The organism is Streptomyces sp. GbtcB6, assembly GCF_019091475.1.
GTDB classification, from domain to species: domain Bacteria; phylum Actinomycetota; class Actinomycetes; order Streptomycetales; family Streptomycetaceae; genus Streptomyces; species Streptomyces hyaluromycini.
The window spans coordinates 149,070-167,123 of the sequence record NZ_JAGXJL010000024.1 but is presented as its reverse complement, the minus strand read 5'-3'; the positions used below and the strand labels follow the sequence as shown (position 1 = coordinate 167,123).

General features: G+C 72.4%; 13 protein-coding genes. 3 read left to right on the top strand and 10 right to left on the bottom strand.

The window, feature by feature from the left end:
• Positions 1-75: 75 nt before the first annotated feature.
• From KVT45_RS33865 to KVT45_RS33850, 4 genes are all read right to left on the bottom strand, one after another.
• Positions 76-2,808, bottom strand: a complete 2,733-nt coding sequence (locus KVT45_RS33865; protein WP_217552976.1) for an ATP-binding cassette domain-containing protein — start codon at positions 2,806-2,808, stop codon at positions 76-78.
• 80 nt (positions 2,809-2,888) lie between these two features.
• Entirely contained in the window at positions 2,889-3,647 is a 759-nt protein-coding gene (locus KVT45_RS33860) for an NUDIX domain-containing protein (RefSeq protein ID WP_217552975.1), read from the bottom strand.
• 177 nt (positions 3,648-3,824) lie between these two features.
• The gene (locus tag KVT45_RS33855; protein WP_217552974.1) at positions 3,825-5,930 is read right to left on the bottom strand and encodes a glycogen debranching N-terminal domain-containing protein; all 2,106 of its coding nucleotides are present in this window, start codon (positions 5,928-5,930) and stop codon (positions 3,825-3,827) included.
• A gap of 366 nt (positions 5,931-6,296) precedes the next feature.
• On the bottom strand, positions 6,297-7,874 hold the full coding sequence (locus tag KVT45_RS33850; RefSeq protein ID WP_217552973.1) for a DUF4192 domain-containing protein: 1,578 nt from the start codon (positions 7,872-7,874) through the stop codon (positions 6,297-6,299).
• A gap of 131 nt (positions 7,875-8,005) precedes the next feature.
• Here KVT45_RS33850 and KVT45_RS33845 point away from each other — a divergent pair, with 131 nt between their 5' ends.
• Both KVT45_RS33845 and KVT45_RS33840 read left to right on the top strand, forming a co-directional pair.
• A complete protein-coding gene (locus tag KVT45_RS33845) occupies positions 8,006-10,171 on the top strand; it encodes a RecQ family ATP-dependent DNA helicase (RefSeq protein WP_217552972.1) in 2,166 nt (721 codons plus the stop codon).
• A gap of 286 nt (positions 10,172-10,457) precedes the next feature.
• The gene (locus KVT45_RS33840; RefSeq protein WP_217552971.1) at positions 10,458-11,078 is read left to right on the top strand and encodes a hypothetical protein; all 621 of its coding nucleotides are present in this window, start codon (positions 10,458-10,460) and stop codon (positions 11,076-11,078) included.
• A 228-nt stretch (positions 11,079-11,306) separates the two neighbouring features.
• Here KVT45_RS33840 and KVT45_RS33835 read toward each other — a convergent pair whose 3' ends face one another.
• From KVT45_RS33835 to KVT45_RS33825, 3 genes are all read right to left on the bottom strand, one after another.
• A complete protein-coding gene (locus KVT45_RS33835; protein ID WP_217552970.1) occupies positions 11,307-11,933 on the bottom strand; it encodes a hypothetical protein in 627 nt (208 codons plus the stop codon).
• Between the two features lie 68 nt (positions 11,934-12,001).
• Entirely contained in the window at positions 12,002-12,703 is a 702-nt protein-coding gene (locus KVT45_RS33830; RefSeq protein ID WP_217552969.1) for a ribonuclease HII, read from the bottom strand.
• A gap of 82 nt (positions 12,704-12,785) precedes the next feature.
• Positions 12,786-13,409: a TetR/AcrR family transcriptional regulator gene (locus tag KVT45_RS33825; protein ID WP_217552968.1), complete on the bottom strand. Its 624-nt coding sequence runs from the start codon at positions 13,407-13,409 to the stop codon at positions 12,786-12,788.
• A gap of 187 nt (positions 13,410-13,596) precedes the next feature.
• Between KVT45_RS33825 and KVT45_RS33820 the strand changes: the two genes are divergently transcribed.
• Entirely contained in the window at positions 13,597-15,144 is a 1,548-nt protein-coding gene (locus tag KVT45_RS33820) for an MFS transporter (protein ID WP_217552967.1), read from the top strand.
• 525 nt (positions 15,145-15,669) lie between these two features.
• Here KVT45_RS33820 and KVT45_RS33815 read toward each other — a convergent pair.
• From KVT45_RS33815 to KVT45_RS33805, 3 genes are all read right to left on the bottom strand, one after another.
• Positions 15,670-16,599: an ADP-ribosylglycohydrolase family protein gene (locus KVT45_RS33815; protein WP_217552966.1), complete on the bottom strand. Its 930-nt coding sequence runs from the start codon at positions 16,597-16,599 to the stop codon at positions 15,670-15,672.
• Positions 16,600-16,609: 10 nt separating this feature from the next.
• Positions 16,610-17,269 (bottom strand): histidine phosphatase family protein, encoded by a 660-nt coding sequence (locus tag KVT45_RS33810; protein WP_217552965.1) that lies wholly within the window; start codon positions 17,267-17,269, stop codon positions 16,610-16,612.
• A gap of 86 nt (positions 17,270-17,355) precedes the next feature.
• The gene (locus tag KVT45_RS33805; RefSeq protein WP_089104343.1) at positions 17,356-17,961 is read right to left on the bottom strand and encodes a YdbC family protein; all 606 of its coding nucleotides are present in this window, start codon (positions 17,959-17,961) and stop codon (positions 17,356-17,358) included.
• Positions 17,962-18,054 lie beyond the last annotated feature (93 nt).

Here is an 18,054-nt window from a genome sequence, read left to right as displayed (position 1 = left end):
ACGCCTTATCGGAAAGAAACGGGCTTTCTGCGGGGAGTTGTGCGCACGGCGGGAACTCAAGCGCCCGGTCCGCGGTCATCGGACCCTGGCCCGCAGGGTGCTGTACAGATACGCGCAGAGCAGCGCGGCCAGCGACAACGCCAGTGCGCCGCCCACGGGTTGGGCCAGCATCCGGGCCGCTCCGACCAGATAGCGCTCTCCCCCGAAGGGCCACTTCAGCAGGAACAGCTCCCGCATCCGCACAGGGAATCCGGCGGCCATCCGTACCTCCGTCCCCTGCACAGCCTTGTGTACGACCGGCACGACGAGTACAGGTACGGCGAGCACCGCGGCGAGACCGCCCGTGGTGGACCGGAAGACACCTGCCGCCAGTACGCCGGCCCAGGCACAGCCGACGACCAGCCCGAACCAACTCGCGGTCAGCGAGAACCAGTCTGCGGGAACCTGCGCGAGCTCCCGACCGTAGACGAGGTAGAGCACTTCGGCGTCGCAACCCAGGGTGAGGAACGAGAGCAGGACCGCGGTGGCTCCGGAGACCAGCAGTTTCGCGGTGAGCAGCCCCAGCCGACGGGGCACGGTGCCGCGGTCCGCCGCCAGCGCGGGGTGGCGGAACTCGTCTCCGAAGGCCAGCGCCCCCAGCAGTCCCGCGCCGAGCGCCGCCGGGGGCAGCGGCAGCTCCCGCGGCCAGGCCGCGAACAGCCGGGTCTGCGGGGTGTGCCCGACCCGGGCCAGCAGCACGGCGATGAGGGCGGACAACAGCAGTACGGCACCGCAGGTGAGGAAGCCGGCACCGATCCCGGCGGCCCGGCGGAGTTCGTAGCGCAGGGGGCGGAGAGGACTGGGGGCGGGGCGGACGCAGATGGGGGGCGGAAGCGGGGACAGTGGGTCCAGATCGTCGACGGCTCCGTCCTGACGCGCGGCACCGGCCGGGGCCGACTCGTCGCCGGCTGGCGAGGCCTTGCGGGGCCGCGCCCCCGGCTGCGGGTGCCCGGCGGACAGCTGGACGGTGGGGGTCCCGGCGGGTCCGGCGTGAGCGGGCGGCCTGCCTACGGGGGCGCCGGCGGGCACGGCGCGGATCGGCGGCTCAGCGCCGACGGTTTCGGCGGATACGTGCGTCGGCGGCTGCGCGGTCGCGGCTTCGACGGGTAGTGCGCGGGTCGACGGCCGGGCTGAGGGCGCTTCGGCGGGTACGGCGTGAAGCGGTGACTGGGCTGTCCGGCCTTCGACGGGCACCGCGGCTTCCACGGACATCGCCCGGGTCAGCGACTGGGCGGAAGTGGCGGCGGGTGGCTGGGCGGGCACGGCGGGCGCCGTCCTGGTGGACCCGGCATGCCCGGAGGGCTCGGCGGAGCCGAGGGAGGCCAGCGGCTTGGCGAGGGTGGGAGCGGCCGGAGGCTTGGCGGTCGCCGGAGGAGGCAACTGGTCGGTGGGACGCCGGTGGGTGGAGAGCTCCGCGTCCTGGGTCACAGGCAGAGGCATGACGGTCGGGTTGCCGGTGAGCCCTGCGGCGGCGACGGAGGGCTGCGGTCCGGCCGCGCCGGAGGCTTCCCCGGCAGCGGCCGGTCGGCTTCGGCCCGGCTCCTGGCCGGTGGTGCGCGGCTGTTGTACGGAGCTGGGGGCGGTCGCGGGTTGCGAGCGGCCCAGCTCCGCCCTCGGCTGCGGGGCGACCGCGGGCGTGTCCGCGTCCTTGCGCCGGTCCGCGCGCGGCGCGTCCTGCCGATCGGCCGAAGGAGCCTCTTCAACGGCTCGCTGCGGATACGCCGGCCGGGCACCGTCCGCCGCGGTCTGTTCGCCCTCCCCCTCGCCTTCGCTCTCGCCGCGTCGCCGCTCGCACGTCGGCCGTCCCTCGTCCGCCGTGGCCGACTCCCCGGGGTCCGGCTCCCGCCGTACCGTCTCCGGCGCCTCGCCCGTCGGCGGCTTCGCTCCGGCGCCCGGCCCCATGTCGCCGGTCTCGTCAGCGAGTTGATGGATCAGGATGCCGTGGCGGAAGGCGGTCTCGCCGACTTCGGCGGTCGTACTGCCGTACACGGAGAGGCGATTGCCGCCTTCCCGCACGACCTCCACCGAGCGGTGGTCGGTGCGGGCCTCCTTGCCGAGAACGGCGGCGAGCCGGGCGGCGTGGGGGCTGCGGACGGCCACGCGTGGGCGGAGCCGCGTGCGGGCGAACTCGCCGGCCTTCTGGTCCGCGACGAGCCTGCCGGCCTCCAGGGTGACGACCCGGTCGGCGGCGCGCGCGGCCTCCTTGGGGTCGGCGGTGGTGAACAGGACCGTGCCGCCCTGTGCCGCGTGTTCCCGGAGCATGCGGTGCATCCAGTGGGCCTCACGGGTGGGAAGGCCGTCCGTGGGTTCGTCCAGGACGAGGGTGTGCGGGTCGGGGAGGAGGGCGCAGGCGAGGCCGAGCCGACGGTCCATGCCGTGCGACAGCGTGCCCAGGCGCTCCTCGCGCAGGCTGACGAGCCCGACCGCTTCGAGCACTTCGTCGGCGCGCCGGGCCGGCACCCCGGTCGCAGCGCACAGCATGCGCAGATGCCCGCGGACGGAGCGGGACGGATGGCCGGGGACATCACCGAGGAGCACGCCGACCTCACGGGAGGGGTGGGCGATGCAGTGCAGGGGGCTGCCCCTGAAGTAGGTGAGCCCACGGCCCTGTTGGAGTTCGAGCATCAGTCTGAGCGCCGTGCTCTTGCCCGCGCCCGCCTCGCCCAGGAGTGCGGTGACGCGGCCCTCGGCCGCTTCGAAGGTCACATCGTCGACGGCGGGCGGGCGCGCCTTGCGGGGGTTGCTGGTCAGTCCGAAGGCCTGGATCACCTTAGGGAAGATAGCGCGGAATGACCGTTTTTCCGGGTATAGAGGGTTTTAATCCTGCCCGAGTTCGCGCTGTCGGACGGTCACACCTCGGGCCGCAGCATCGGCGGGTTGAGCAGAGTGGCCCCGCCGGCCCGGAAGAGCTGGGCCGGGCGGCCGCCCTGACGGGTGGTCGTACCGCCGGTGGGGACCAGGAAACCGGGGGTTCCCGTCACCTTGCGATGGAAGTTGCGCGGGTCTAGCGCCACGCCCCACACCGCCTCGTAGACCCGGCGCAACTCGCCGACCGTGAACTCGGGCGGGCAGAACGCGGTGGCCAGGGACGAATATTCGATCTTGGAGCGGGCCCGTTCCACACCGTCGGACAGAATCTGGGCGTGGTCGAAGGCGAGCGGCGCGACGGGCTCGCCGTCCCGGCCGTAGCCGCCCTGCGCGAGCAGTTCCCCCACCGGCGCCCAGCGCGCGTTGCTGGCGTCGCCGCCCGCACGCGGTGCGGGGAGGTCGGGGGCCAGGGCGAGGTGGGCCACACTGACCACGCGCATCCGGGGGTCGCGCTTGGGGTCGCCGTAGGTCGCCAGCTGCTCCAGGTGGGCTCCGCCCTCCTGGGCGGGGGCGTCGGGGTCGTGGGCCCGCAGCCCGGTCTCCTCCGCGAGTTCCCGCGCCGCCGCCTGCGAAAGATCCTCGTCGGCCCTCACGAAGCCGCCCGGCAGCGCCCAGCGCCCCTGGAACGGCGACTCGCCTCTGCGTACCGCCAGCGCGTACAGAGCATGGCTGCGCACGGTCAGCACGACCAGGTCCACGGTGACGGCGAACGGCGGAAAGGCTGACGGGTCGTAGGGCATGCGGTGATCATAGTCGTCTGCCTGACGATAAACACTCCCTTCGGTGCTCACTCCGACGGCTGATCCACTTCGCTCCGGTATGCGCCCCCCGGTTCGTTCCGGCACACGTTCTCCACTCGGCCGTCCTTTCGTCGCGGCCGTGCCGCCCTACCGGCTCGCTCTTCTCCCGGCAGGAGCTCACACCCCCAGCTGCAGGCCGTCCGCGGCCTCCTCGACCATGGCCAGACCGAGCCGGCTGACCCGTACCGAGAAGGGCGCACCGGCTACCCGCAGTCCGGTCAGGCCGAGTTCGCCCAGGGGCGCGCTGTGGACCGGGCGGAGGGTGACGGTCCCTGCCGGTGCGTCGGGGCGGATGCCGGCGAGCGTGGTCAGGAGCAGAACCCCGGCAGCAGCGGCCGTGGCCGCCGGACGGCAGGCCGCGGGGTGCGGAAGGGGAGCACTTCCCTCGGAGCGCTGCTCGCCGGCGAACATCTCCGGCAGTCGGTGACCGAAGTGTTCGGCCGCCGCCAGCAGGCCGTGCAGCAGCCCGCCCGCCTCCCTCTCGTAGCCCGCGGCGGCCAGCCCGGCGACGGCGAGTGCCGTCTCCTGGACCCGGACGGCGCCGGACCGATGGCCGAACGGGCTGTGTCCCGTCTCCTTGGCTCCCAGGCCCCGCAGCCCCCACCCCGAGTCCATGGCCGGTCCGCCGAGCAGCCGGGCGAGTTGCTCGGTCTGCACCTTGTCGAGCAGGCCGGCGGCCAGTTCGCCCGCGCCGAGCAGGCCGGTGTCGAGAAGGTGCACGGCGGCGGAGCCGAGTTGGACCAGGGGGCGGCCGTCCGGGGTCAGGGCCGCCGCAGGACGGCCGCCGCCTCGCTCGTCGACCCAGAAGTCCACCCGGAACGCCTTCCTCAGCTCCGCCGCCCACTGCCGCAGCCCGGCACCGCCGGGCCGGTCGCAGGAGTCGAGAAGGTCGGCACCGAGCAGGGCGGCCCGGTGGGCGTGGGCCTGGGTCTCGCCGCGCACGGGGCCACCGGGCTGCGGGTCGCAGAGGTAGGTCCGGTCGCCTGCTGTGGCGCGCAGCCAGGTCAGGCAGCGCTCGGCGGCGGGCAGCAGTTCCCGCGTCTCCGGTTCCGGGAGTCCCCAGCGGCGGGCCTCCGCCAGCAGGACGGGGAAGAGCAGGGTGGCCTCCGTACCCGTGCAGCCCGGTGGCAGGTGTGCTCCGGCGTCACGGCGCGGGCCGGGGATCATGCCGGTCTGAGGTCCCGGACCGCGAAGTTGGGTGCGGGCCAGGGTGCGCAGTGTTCCTGCGGCGAGGCGGGTACCGAGGGGCAGGGTCATCCGGGCGGCGGAGAGTGCCTCGGCCGGGGCCAGACCGCAGCGCCAGGGCGCCCCGGCGGCGAGGTAGCTGTCGGAGGGGTGCGCGGGGTCGCGGAGCAGCAACGCCTGGAGGTCCTCGATGCTCTTCCTGAGCAGCGCCGTGACCCTCGGGTCGTCGCCCGCGGCCCTGGCCGGTGCCAGCGGGCTGGTCGCGGCACGGCCCACCGCGCGCAGGGGGCCCACGCCGTCCGAGCGCACCCGCAACTCCACGCTCGCCGTTCCGCCCGGCGGCAGTTCGAACTCCCAGCGCAGCAGTCCCGCCGAGGCCAGCGCATCGGCGGGTGGCGGGTCCGCCGTGACCGACGCATTGCTGGTGGGGGTGGTCCAGCGGAGGCCGGAGTCGTGGACACTGGCCGAAAGTTCGGGTCCCGGGGCGCCGGAGGCGATGGTGCTCAGGTCGGCCAGGTCCGTGCCCAGGGCCGTCTCCAGTGGCAGGCGCAGCGGGTGGAGTGCGCAGTTGCGCAAGGTGATGCGTTCCGTGCCGTCGGCGTGCCGGATCCGTTCCACGACTACGTCCGGATCCGGCCCCGCCCCCGGGGAGACCCGGAGCGTGCCGACGAAGCGGGCGGAGTCCGCCCCCGTCATCCGGGCCTGCACTGCGAGCGGTTCGCGGCCTGCGACACGGACCTGGCAGCGCGCGAGCAGCCGCCGTCCCGCGCGGTAGAACCCCTCCAGGCCCTGGCCGGTCAACTGACCGTGCTCCGTGGAGATGGCGAGACCGGGCAGCGCGACGCAGATCAAGGCGGTGTGCGTGGGCGGCAGTCCGCCGACGCGCCCCGGGCCCGTGGGAACCGGCCGGGCGGAGGTGGGCCGGGGTGCGCGGCTGCGTGGCTGCGCCGGACCGCCTTCCACCGGCGGGGGCCAGGGCAGGCCGTCCCGCAGTCGGCGGTTGTCGGCGGCGGTGGAGGGCGGAGTCGGCTGATGCATGAGGAGGCCTCTTCTGCGCGCTGTGCGCCTGTGGTGTGCCGGGCGCCGGACGGAGAGCTCCGGGGGGACGGGGGACGGACGGCGGCACGGCCCGTCCAGGCGTTCCGCCACTCAGGTGAACGGAAACGGGCTCCTCCTGGTCACGCCCCCGCCCGCCGAAGCCGATCGAATGCCGGGGCGGTGCTGCGTCGTTCGGCCCCGTCGGCCTGCGCCTCTGGCTGCGGACGCCCGGGGCCGGCAGGCCGACCCGATGCCCGTCGCCGGGCCGACGGTCCCGGCGCCGCTCCCCTCCGCCGAGGCCCCGGGCCCAGCGGCCGACACCGCCGGCCCAGGTCCGCCCGGCCGCCACCCATGATCGTCCTCCGATCATTCGTCCCCCTCGTTGCGGCCGTTCCCGGATCGCCTGCCCTCCGGCGCGGCCCGGCCGCCCCCTGTCTCACTCGGCTCCGCTTTCTTCGCCGCACGCGTGCGCGTGCCGCCTGGCCCGGACGAACCGGGGCGGGTGTGCTCCGAGCCCGCCTGTCGCGGCCGCGTGTCTCCTGACCACGGCCGTCGGTCGTCGGCGGTGTCTGCGGTGCGCGGGCGACGGCGACGGCGGATGCCGGAAGCGGCGGCCCGCCCGCCGGCGGGGTCGGTGTCGGCATCGGTGTCGGCGTCGGCGTCGGCGTCGGCGTCGGCGTCGGCGTCGGCGTCGGCGTCGGCGTCGGGGTGAAGCGGGCCGGCGTCACCGGCCGCTGCCGGATGGTTCGCCCATACACGGCCCGTGCGCTCCGTGCGCTCCGTGCGCAGGCAACGGCGGATCGACTCCGGGTCCAAGCCCTCGTTGCAAGCCTGGTGGAGCAGCCGGGCGAAGAGGTAGTCGGGGTCCGCTCCCAGGGCCATCGCCAGGGCCTCCCGTGCCTCCAGGTCGTCACCGGTCGACCAGGCGACCCAGCCCGCCAGGGTGAGGGGAGCGGCGGCGTGCTCGCCGTACGGGCCGACGCAACGGCGGGCCAGGGCTCGCCACAGGCGCAGGGCCGGTCCGGCCTCGTCGCCCTCCATCCATGCGGCCGCGCGGTCGCGGGTCGTGCGGTCCTGCAGTCCGAGAATCAGCGTCGCGGCCTCGTCGTGGGAGAGCAGGGCGTCGTCACGGAGATCCGCCTGGTGGGTGCCGGACACGGGGGCGGCACCGGCGTACCGGTCGATGACCCGCCCGGCGAGGGCGAGGGTCTCCTCGGCCACGTCCGCCCGGAAGGCGTCGTCGAGGATGCGGGGCACCAGTGCCATTCCGGCGCTGTCGAGGGCGATCTCCTGCTCCACGGCGCCGGTCTCCCAGGGGAGCAGCCTGGCCCGCAGCTCCCGCAGGCTGCCGCGCACCTGGATCCCGGCGTAGGTGGCGGCGGCCGCGAGCACGGAGGTGCCGGGCAGGCCCATGGGGGCGCCGTCGGGCGGACAGCATTCCTCAGTCGGGCAGCAGTAGGACCAGAAGCGGCCGTCCGAGACACACAGTGCCTCGATCACGGGCACGTCGAGCCGGCCGCACTCGGTACGCAGCAGCTGGGCGAGCGGCATGAGCCGGCGCATCACGTCCCGGCCCGATTCGCCGGGCGCCGGTTCCTGGCAGACGTAGGCGACCATCTGCTCGGGCCGGACTCCCCGGCGCTCGCCGCCGGTCACCAGGCCCTGTACGAGCTGGCGTGCCGCCGACTCCCAGTCGTCCTTGTTCGAGGGGATGCCGAGCCGGGCCCGGCCTCCGAAGCGGCCGCGGCCGGCGCGGTCGTGCAGGGCCACCAGCACCATGCTGTCCTCGGGGCGGTACCCCAGCAGATAGGGCAGCGCGTCCGCCAGTTCGGCCGGGGTGCGCAGGGTGACCTGGGTGTCGTGCGTGGATCGCCCGAGGGGGACCGCACCTCGGGTGAGGTCGCCGTTTTCGGAGGGTCCGGTGGTTTCGCTGTGATTCGTCATGCGCAGACGATCTCGCGGATCTTGTGATTCCGGTTGGGCCTGTGGATAAGTCAAATCAGGGACACGACAAAGCCGTCTCCCGTGTCCACAGGCCCGCACGGCTGTCGGTCCCGTCCTGTTGTATGGGGCGCATGGAGCACACGAGCAACGCGGAACTCCGGGCCCGGGCGGATGCCGTCCTCGCCCGTCTCGTCGGGGACGACACAGGCACCGCCCGGCTGCGCGAGGATCAGTGGCGGGCGATCGAGGCGCTGGTCGCGGACCGGCGCCGGGCCCTGGTCGTGCAGCGCACCGGCTGGGGCAAGTCCGCGGTGTACTTCGTGGCGACCTCGCTGCTGCGGGCCTCGGGCGGCGGCCCGACGGTGATCGTCTCCCCGCTGCTCGCGCTCATGCGCAACCAGGTGGAGGCCGCGGCCCGGGCCGGCATCCACGCCCGCACCATCAACTCGTCCAACACGGAGGAGTGGGAGTCGATTCAGGCGGAGATCGCGGCCGGCGAGGTCGACGTCCTCCTCGTGTCCCCGGAGCGGCTCAACAACCCGGACTTCCGCGACCAGGTCCTGCCCAAGCTCGCCGCGGCGACCGGACTGCTCGTCGTGGACGAGGCCCACTGCATCTCGGACTGGGGCCACGACTTCCGGCCCGACTACCGGCGGCTGCGCACGATGCTGGCCGACCTGCCGCCGGGTGTGCCGGTGCTGGCGACCACCGCCACGGCCAACGCGCGCGTGACCGCCGACGTGGCGGAGCAGCTCGGCACCGGCGGCACCTCGGACGCGCTGGTGCTGCGCGGTCCGCTGGACCGGGAGAGCCTCAGCCTGAATGTGCTGCGGCTGCCGGACGCCGCGCACCGGATGGCCTGGCTCGCGGACCACCTGGACGAACTGCCGGGTTCCGGCATCGTCTACACGCTCACCGTGGCCGCCGCCGAGGAGGTCACCGCGTTCCTGCGGCAGCGCGGGCACACCGTGGCGTCGTACACGGGGAAGACGGAGAACGCCGACCGGCAGCAGGCCGAGGACGACCTGCTCGGCAACCGGGTCAAGGCGCTGATCGCCACCTCCGCGCTCGGTATGGGCTTCGACAAGCCCGACCTCGGGTTCGTGGTGCACCTCGGCTCGCCCTCCTCCCCCATCGCCTACTACCAGCAGGTGGGCCGCGCGGGCCGCGGTGTCGAGCACGCCGAGGTGCTGCTGCTGCCGGGCAGGGAGGACGAGGCGATCTGGGACTACTTCGCCTCGCTCGCCTTCCCGTCGGAGGACCTGGTGCGCCGCACCCTGGATGTCCTCTCCCGGGCCGGCGGCCCCATGTCGCTGCCCGCGCTGGAGCCGCTGGTGGAGCTGCGCCGCTCCCGGCTGGAGTCCATGCTGAAGGTTCTCGACGTGGACGGCGCGGTCAGGCGGGTCAAGGGCGGCTGGGTCGCGACCGGGCAGCCGTGGATGTACGACGCGGAGCGGTACGCCTGGGTGGCACGGCAGCGCGAGGCCGAGCAGCAGGCGATGCGGGCGTATGCGGCCACGACGGACTGCCGGATGGAGTTTCTGCAGCGCCAGCTGGACGACGAGGAGGCGAAGCCCTGCGGCCGCTGCGACAACTGCGCACGGCCCCGCTTCACGGCCGGCACCTCCTCGGCCGCGCTGGACGCGGCGCGGGTCGACCTCGGCCGCGCGGGCGTCGAGGTGGAGCCCCGCCGGATGTGGCCGACCGGCCTGCCGGCGATCGGCATCGACCTCAAGGGACGTATTCCGGCCGGTGAACAGGCGTCGGCGGGGCGGGCCTTGGGACGGTTGTCGGACATCGGCTGGGGCAATCGGCTACGGCCGCTGCTCGCTCCCCAGGCCCCGGACGCGCCCGTGCCGGACGATGTCGCCCGTGCCGTGGTGGAGGTGCTGGCCGACTGGGCGAAGGGGCCCGGCGGCTGGGCCCCGGGCGCGGCCGACGCACAGCCGCGCCCCGTGGGCGTCGTCACCGTCGCCTCGCGCTCCAGGCCACGGCTGGTCCAGTCGCTGGGCGCGCGCATCGCGGAGGTCGGCAGACTGCCCCTGCTGGGTTCCGTGGAGTACGCGGGCGAAGCGCCAAGGGTCTCGCGCAGCAACAGTGCCCAGCGTCTCAAGGCCCTCGACGGCGCGCTGACCGTACCGCCCGGCCTGGCCACCGCTCTCGCCGAGGTCCAGGGACCGGTCCTGTTGGTGGACGACTTCACCGAGACCGGCTGGACCCTGGGGGTTGCCGCTCGCATGCTCCGCAGGTCCGGAGCGCGGGGGGTGTTGCCGCTGGTCCTCGCCGTGCAGGGCTGACCGGCCCGCCGCTGTTCGAATACGGCATCGGGTGCGGCGTACGAACGTGCCGCGCTCGAACGTCCCAGGGGTCGCCGGGCGCCTCATCGGGTAGGGATATAAGTCACGCACCACCAGATAACAGTCGGTGGCCCCATTTGCTCGTTGCCGCATCCAAGTTCGACAGCAAGAATTGAGGTCCGCTCCCCGCACGGCTCGTCCGTGATCCGGTTGGGCTTTGCTGCGGTGCGCGCGGCCCCGAATCCGATCTCGCCCGCTGTGTGGGCGCGTAGCCGAAGGGAGGAACGTGACCTTCGGATTCGCTCCGTCCTCGGCGGCGTCGTTGTCGACATCCTCGTCCGCCGCTTCTGCCAGTCGTCTGCTCGAGCCCGCGGAGTGGGCCGACGCCGGAATTCCACTGCTGCGTAACCCCCGCGAGGTCGTCAGCGGCCTGCATGCCCGGCATCGCCCGCGTCCGGGCACCGCGGTCGTCGCCGTCCTCGATCCGGAAGAGCGGCTGTGTGCCAGCGCCTCCTTCGGCCGACGCTCGGCCCCGGCCGACGGCTGGATGTTCCGCAACGCGCTGCTGGCACAGTTGCGCCGGGTCATCCCGCACGACCTGCGCCGCCGCACCCCGGTGCGGACCGCCGTCCTGCTCTACTGCCGTGAGGGGGACGCGCGTTGGACGGAGGAGGACGGTGCGTGGATGTGGGGGCTGCGGGACGCCTGCACTCTGCACGGGCTGCGCTGCGGGGCCTACATCACGCTGACGCACGACGGCTGGCAGGTGCTGGGCGAGGGCCGCGGCGGCCGGCGCCCCAACGCCGACTCGCCTCCCGAACCCTTCGCCCTGTCGGAAGCCCCGCCGCTGTCGCCGCGCACCGGAGGCGCCGCCTCCGAGGTACTGCGCCGCGCGGCCGCCCGCTGAACCACCGGCCCCCGCAAGGGGGAACCGGGGCCGGGCACGCTCCGCCGGGCACGGCGCCCTGGACATGACCTACGGCTACATGACCTACGGCGTGCTCGGCGGTCACGCCGCGCTCCGCGACGGGCAGTGGCACCCGCCCGTCGTCCGGGCATGCCAAAGGCACCACTGTGCGAGTCACCGCCGCGGCTCCTTCGGTACCTCCGGAGTCCCAGAGGCGCCGGAGACAGCTCAGACGCCCGCACCCAGCAACGAGTTGATGCGCTGCGGGTCACCGCAGACGATCAGCAGGGCGCCGGCCCGGGAGAGGGCCAGCGGCAGGGCGGTGACAGCCACGGTGTCGGGTCCGCCATTGACGGCGACGACCACCACGGCGCGGGTCGCGGCACGGGAGGCGACGGCGGCGTCCGTGTAGAAGACGTCGTCGCCCGCGTCATGCTGCGCCCAGTAGGAGGCTTCGCCGAAGGACAGCTCGTGGTCGGCCCACGGGTGCTGCGGGCCGGTGGTGATCACCAGCACGTCGCCGGGGGCACGACCCGATTCGAGGAGCAGGTCCACTGCTTCCTCGGCCGCGTCGAGAGCGCTCTCGACCGAGGCCGGGATCAGCTGGATCTGCGGGGCCGCCGCTGCCGCGGCGGGGACGGCCGGGCCGGACGGGCCTGGCTCGGCCACGTCACGCAGCGCGCGCTGTACCGGCGGCGTGGGCCGCAGAGGGCCGTGACGACCGGGACGCGACGGAGCCGCGGGGCGGGGGCCGGGTACGGGACGAGGGGTCGGCGCGGTACGGCCGGTGGCCGGAGTGGCGCGGGGACCCTGGGCACTCTCGTGAATCTGAGGCTCCTCGGGAATGAGAGGCATGAGCTGATATCTATCAAACGTTGGTGCAGGTCACGTGAACCGGGTGGCACAACAGTGCGACTGGAAGGTCAGAAATCGAAGCCGAGCTGACCCTCGATCTCCGGAGCGCTTCCCTCCGCCCAGCCGCGGACCTTCTTGAGGTGCCGCCACTGGGGCAGCGCATCAAGATACGCCCACGACAACCGGTGGTACGGGGTGGGTCCCCGCTCCTCCAGTGCGGCCTTGTGCACGGGCGACGGGTACCCGGCGTTGTCCGCAAATCCGAAGTCTGCATGGTCGATACCCAGTTCGGCCATCATTTTGTCGCGCTGAACTTTGGCGATCACCGAGGCCGCGGCCACGGCGACACACGACTGGTCACCCTTGATGACCGTGCGCACCCGCCACGGGGCACCGAGGTAGTCGTGCTTCCCGTCGAGGATGACCGCATCGGGACGGACCGGCAAGGTCTCCAGGGCACGGGTCGCCGCCAGTCGCAGTGCGGCCGTCATCCCGAGGTCGTCGATCTCCTCCGGCGAGGCATGACCCAGGGCATAGGCCGTGACCCATCCCCGCAGCGCCTCGGCAAGTTCCGTACGTCGCTTGACGGTCAGCAGCTTGGAATCGGTGAGGCCCTCGGGCGGTCGGCGAAGACCGGTGACCGCGGCACAGACGGTGACGGGCCCGGCCCAGGCGCCGCGCCCCACCTCGTCGACACCGGCAATGACCTTGGCTCCGGTCGTGGCGCGAAGGGAGCGCTCGACGGTGTGAGTAGGCGGTTCGTACGGCATGGCGCCCTTAGGGTACGCCGCACTGATCCCTTGGCGACACCCCGGCTTCCCCGACCGTGCCCCGGACCAGCCGAGCCGCGACTCAGGCCCCGTGCGACAGCAGCAGCGGAAGCATGAACCGATCGATCATCTCTTCGACCTCCTGATCATTCCATTCGCTTCCGGAAATCTTGTTGCGGTACATCATCATCGCCGGAATGGCATCGAGGACATAGCCGTTGGCCGCGTCGGCGCGCACCTCGCCCCGCTCAATACCTCGGGCGACGATGTCACCGATCAGCTGGATCGTCGGCCCCACAACCCCGTCGAAGATCACGCCATGGAACCGCTCGACCTGCACGGGATCGCATTCGTGAATCACCGACCGCAGTGCGAAGCCGGGGCGCGAGAACATCGCGTCCCGGGCCTGCCGGCACAGGGCCAACAGGTCCTCACGCACACTTCCGAGGTCGGGAGCCTCCTCCAAACGTGGCAGTCCGGCCTGCAACGCGTCCGCGACCAGCTCCTCCTTCGAGGGCCAGCGGCGGTAGACCGCCGCCTTCCCGGTCTGGGCACCGGCGGCGACACCTTCCATGGTGAGGCCGTTCCAGCCGACGGTACTGAGCTGCTCCAAGGCGGCGTCCAGGATCGCGCGTTCGAGGACCGCACCGCGCCGACGAGGGGAGGCCGCCTGAGGAGGAGCGGCAGTCCAGCGCGAGGTAACCATCTGAGTTTCTCCAGCGAGCGAAGGGGAGCGGGGATTCCGGAGCGGGGGCGCGGCGCACGACGGCAAAGGGGGGACGCGGCACGCGACGCGCAGTTAAGTGAACGCTTGCGTTCTCTACCGAGGACTCACTACCGTTGGCACGGCAGTGAACGCTGGCGTTCACTAACACCTTCGTGGGGGATCCATAGTGACAACCTCTCAACTGATACAGGACCGGCAACCAGGTGCGGCCCGCCGACAGGGACGCCCCGGCATCGCACTCACCGTGATTGCCGCTTGCCAGCTCATGGTGGTACTTGATGCGACGATTGTGAACATCGCGCTCCCGCACATTCAAGACGCGCTCAAGTTCAGCACCACGGACCTCACGTGGGTGGTCAGCGCCTACACCCTCACCTTCGGCGGCCTGCTGCTCCTCGGCGCGAGGGCCGGTGACATCCTCGGCCGGCGCCGGGTGTTCATGACGGGCATTCTGCTGTTCACCTTCGCCTCGCTCCTCGGCGGTCTCGCCCAGGAACCCTGGCAACTGCTCGCCGCCCGCGCCCTCCAGGGCATGGGTGGCGCGATCGCGTCGCCGACCTCGCTGGCGCTGATCACCACGACGTTCCCCGAAGGTCCGGAGCGGAACCGGGCGTTCGGCGTGTTCGCCGCGGTCTCGGCGGGCGGCGGGGCCATCGGCCTGCTGGCCGGGGGCATGCTCACCGACTGGCTCGACTGGCGCTGGGTGCTCTTCGTCAACGTACCGATCGGGCTGTTGATCGTCGCCCTCACCCCGCAGTACATCAACGAGTCCGAACGGCACCCCGGGCGATTCGACATCGCGGGCGCGCTGACCTCCACCCTGGGCATGGCCTCTCTGGTCTACGGCTTCATCCGGGCCTCGGAGAAGGGCTGGCACGACGGTCTGACCCTCGGGTCGTTCACCGCCGCGGTGGTCCTGCTGCTGGCCTTCGTCTTCATCGAGACCCGGGCGAAGGAGCCCATCACCCCGCTGCGGATGTTCGCCGACCGCAATCGCTCGGGCACCTACGTGATCATGCTCAGCCTGGCCGCGGCGATGTTCGGCATGTTCTTCTACATCGTGCTGTTCGTGCAGAACGTGCTGGGCTACAGCCCGATCAGGGCCGGCCTGGCCTTCCTGCCCGTGACGGCGGCCATCGCCGTCGGAGCCGGGCTCTCGCAGCGGTTCCTGCCCGTCCTGGGCCCGAAGCCGTTCATGATGGCCGGTTCGGCGCTCGTGGTCGTCGGACTCACCTGGCAGACGTTCATCAAGCCCGACAGCTCCTATGTCGGCGGGATTCTCGGGCCCATGCTGGTCTTCGGCTTCGGCATGGGGCTGAACTTCGTGACGGCGACCGTCACCGCGGTCTCCGGTGTCGCCCCGCACGAGGCCGGAGCGGCTTCCGGACTGCTCAACGCCATGCAGCAGGTGGGCGGTTCGCTGGGCCTGTCCATCCTGACCACGGTGTTCGGCTCGGCCAGCAAGGACGAGGCGAAGAAGCAACTGCCCAAGTTCCTCGCCGGCGGTTCGCCGGAGCAGAAGGCGGAGTTCGCCAAGACCCATCAGCTGCCCGCGCCTTGGGGGCACGAGGTGCTCGCGCACGGCATCTCGACCGCGTTCATCCCCGCCGCCGCCATGGCCGGGCTCGGCCTGCTCACCGCCTGGCTGGTGATCAAGGTCCGCAAGAGCGATCTCGAAGCCCTCGCCGGCACGGCCGGCCCGGGGATCGGCTGACCCCACCGGGTCCGCGCAGAGCCGCGGATGGCCGGACCTCCGCCAGGGGACAGACGGCAGAGGCAGAGGTCCGGCCATCCGCATCACGGCCGTCGGCGCCGCGATCATCACCACGGCGCACACCATCAGCAGAGCCGACCCGACCCACATGACCGACACCTCCCCCGCCACTACGCCTCCCGCCCACCTTCCGGCACATGCGTCAAGTGGAGCGGCTGCCGGGAGAACGCCCGGCGGTCACGCAGAGTTCCCGGCGGGTACGGAGAGTCTCCTATGCGGACCACGGGATTCAGCATGGACCACAGATGCCGGGGACGGGCCGGCCTCGGACCGACGAGGCTTCACCCCGGCACGCTTCGACGGCCCTGAGACACCGGGCCCGCCACGAGACGGCAGGCAAGGCCTCGCCGCACGCCTCCCAAGCCTTCGGGGCGCCGCGGCCTCGCGACCTTCCCTGCGAGCCCGCTCCGAAGGGGCGCCGAACCGCATCGTCGCCGTACACGGTCCGAGCCCGACCTCGGTCGGTCACCCGCCGGCAGCGGTCCCCGTCCCCGCCGGCACCCATTCCGGCAGTGCCTCGGTCCGCTCCGCCCATGCGGCCGGCGGTGCTCCCTGCCGGCCGCCCGCGAGCACGCCGCCCACGATGGCGCAGGTGGTGTCCACATCGCCGCCCACCTGGGCGGTCGTCCAGAACGCCGTCTCGTAGTCGCCGAGGGCGCGGGCCGCCGACCAGAGGGCGAAGGGGACGGTGTCATGGGCGGACGTACGCCGTCCGCAGCCCAGGACGGCCGCTACGGTGCCCGCGTCGGCGTAGTCGAGCATGTCCCGGGCGCGCCGCAGGCCCTGGCCGACGGCGCTCCTGGGGACGAGGGCGACGACCCCGTCGAGGAGCGCCTCGGGGCTCGGCGGGCCGCCGGGCGCGGCTGCCAGCGCCGCTGCGGCCGCCACGGCCATGGCACCGACCACGGCCTCCCGGTGCTGGTGCGTGGGGTAGGCCGAGATCTCGGCCTGGTGGGTGGCCTGCTCCGGATCGTCCGCGTACCAGGCGCCCAGGGGCGCGATCCGCATAGCCGCGCCGTTGCCCCAGGACCCCTGGCCGTTGAAGAGCCCGGCGGCCAGCTCGCGCCAGTCGCCGCCTTCCCGGACGAGGCGTAGCAGGCGGTTGACCGCGGGGCCGTAGCCCCGGTCGAAGTCATGGTGCGCGGCGAAGGAGTGGGCCAGCGCGTCCTGGTCGATGCGGTGGTGGGCGGCCAGGACGGCGACGACGGAGCAGGCCATCTCGGTGTCGTCGGTCCACTGCCAGGGAGCCGGAGGCAGTTCCCGCCGCTTCAGCAGCGGGTAGTTCACCGGCACGAAGAACTGCGAGCCCAGCGCGTCGCCGACCGCGAGTCCGCGCAGGCTGGCCAGGGCGCGCTCCAGGCGCCCGGGGGTCGGGGAATCAGTGGAGGAGATCATCGCGGCCAGCCTAACCGCTCATCCAGTAGGGCTCCGGGTCCCGCCAGCGGTCGAAGGGCTGGTTGAGCGTGTACTTGCCGTCCTCCCCGAGAACGAGCATCCGCATCTCGGCGTTCCCGGGGTTGGAGAGCGACTCGAACTCCGCGACCGTCCAGTGGAACCAGCGCATGCAGAACAGCCGCATCGCCAGGCCGTGGGTCACCAGGAGCACGTTCGGCGGGTGGTCCGGCGCCTCGAAGCTGCGGAACAGGCTCTCCAGGAAGCCGCCGACGCGGTCGTACACGTCGGCACCGGACTCGCCCTGGGGGAAGCGGAAGAAGAAGTGCCCGTACGCGTCCCGGTACGTCTTCTGCACCCGCACGTCGTCGCGGTCCTGCCAGTTTCCCCAGTCCTGCTCGCGCAGCCGGGGCTCCTCACGCACGCGTATGAGATCCGGGTCGAGGTGGAAGGCGCGGAGGGTCTCGTGCGTACGGCGGTACGGGGAGACGTACACGCTGACAGGTTCCCGGCCGAAGATCTCCCGGACGCGCTTACCGGTCTCTTCAGCCTGCCGCCAGCCCCGCTCGGTCAGGGCCAGCGCGTGGTCGGGTTCCCGCTCGTACACGGAGTCGTCGACATTGCCGGTTGACTCGCCGTGCCGGACAAGGACGATGCGCCGTGGTCGTGCCATGCCAAAACCCTAGATCGAGTGACGAAAAATCGAGCACTCGAACGGGCCCCATACAGCGCAGGTCACACAAATCGTGGGTTGGATATTCAAACGATCCAGCTCGGCTCGAGCTCCACGATGTCACCCGTGAGGGCCGCGATGTCGGCCTCCGTCTGGGCCCGCAACGCCAGCCGCTCCACCCGTTCGGTGCGGTACTTGCCGTGCTCGGCGGCCGACCGCCACATGGAAAGGATCATGAACTCGTGTGCCGGGGCCTCCGCGAACATGCCACGGATCATGCCGGGCGAGCCGGCCATAGCCGGGTTCCAGACCTTCTCCTGCATCAGCGTGAAGTGTTCGACGCGCTCCTCGTGCACCCGGCACAGGGCCACCCGGACCAGGTCGCTGTCCGTGAACCGCGGTTCGAAGCCGGTCTTCACATCGAACCGGTACTCGAACAGCTTGACCTGCTGGTCCTTGTACGTGCCGGACTGGGACGCGGCCAGGCGGTCGTGCGAACGCGCCATGAAGGAGTCGTAGAAGGCACGGCTCTCCCAGAACGCGAAGATGTGCGCCACTCCAGGGCGCTGCCGACTCCATCCCCCGCCCTGTCCCCGAAATCCCGGCTCCCCCAGAAGCCCCGCCCATTTCCGCTGCCCCCGCTCGAAGCCCCGGCGGTCAACCACGGTGCAGCGAATCCACTTGACCAGCACCGCGCCATCGTAAGGCCATGGAGCGTGGCGCCGGTCACGCTCCGGCTGAGATCACCCGCGCATGCGCCCCCGCGCGCGTGGCACGATGGACAA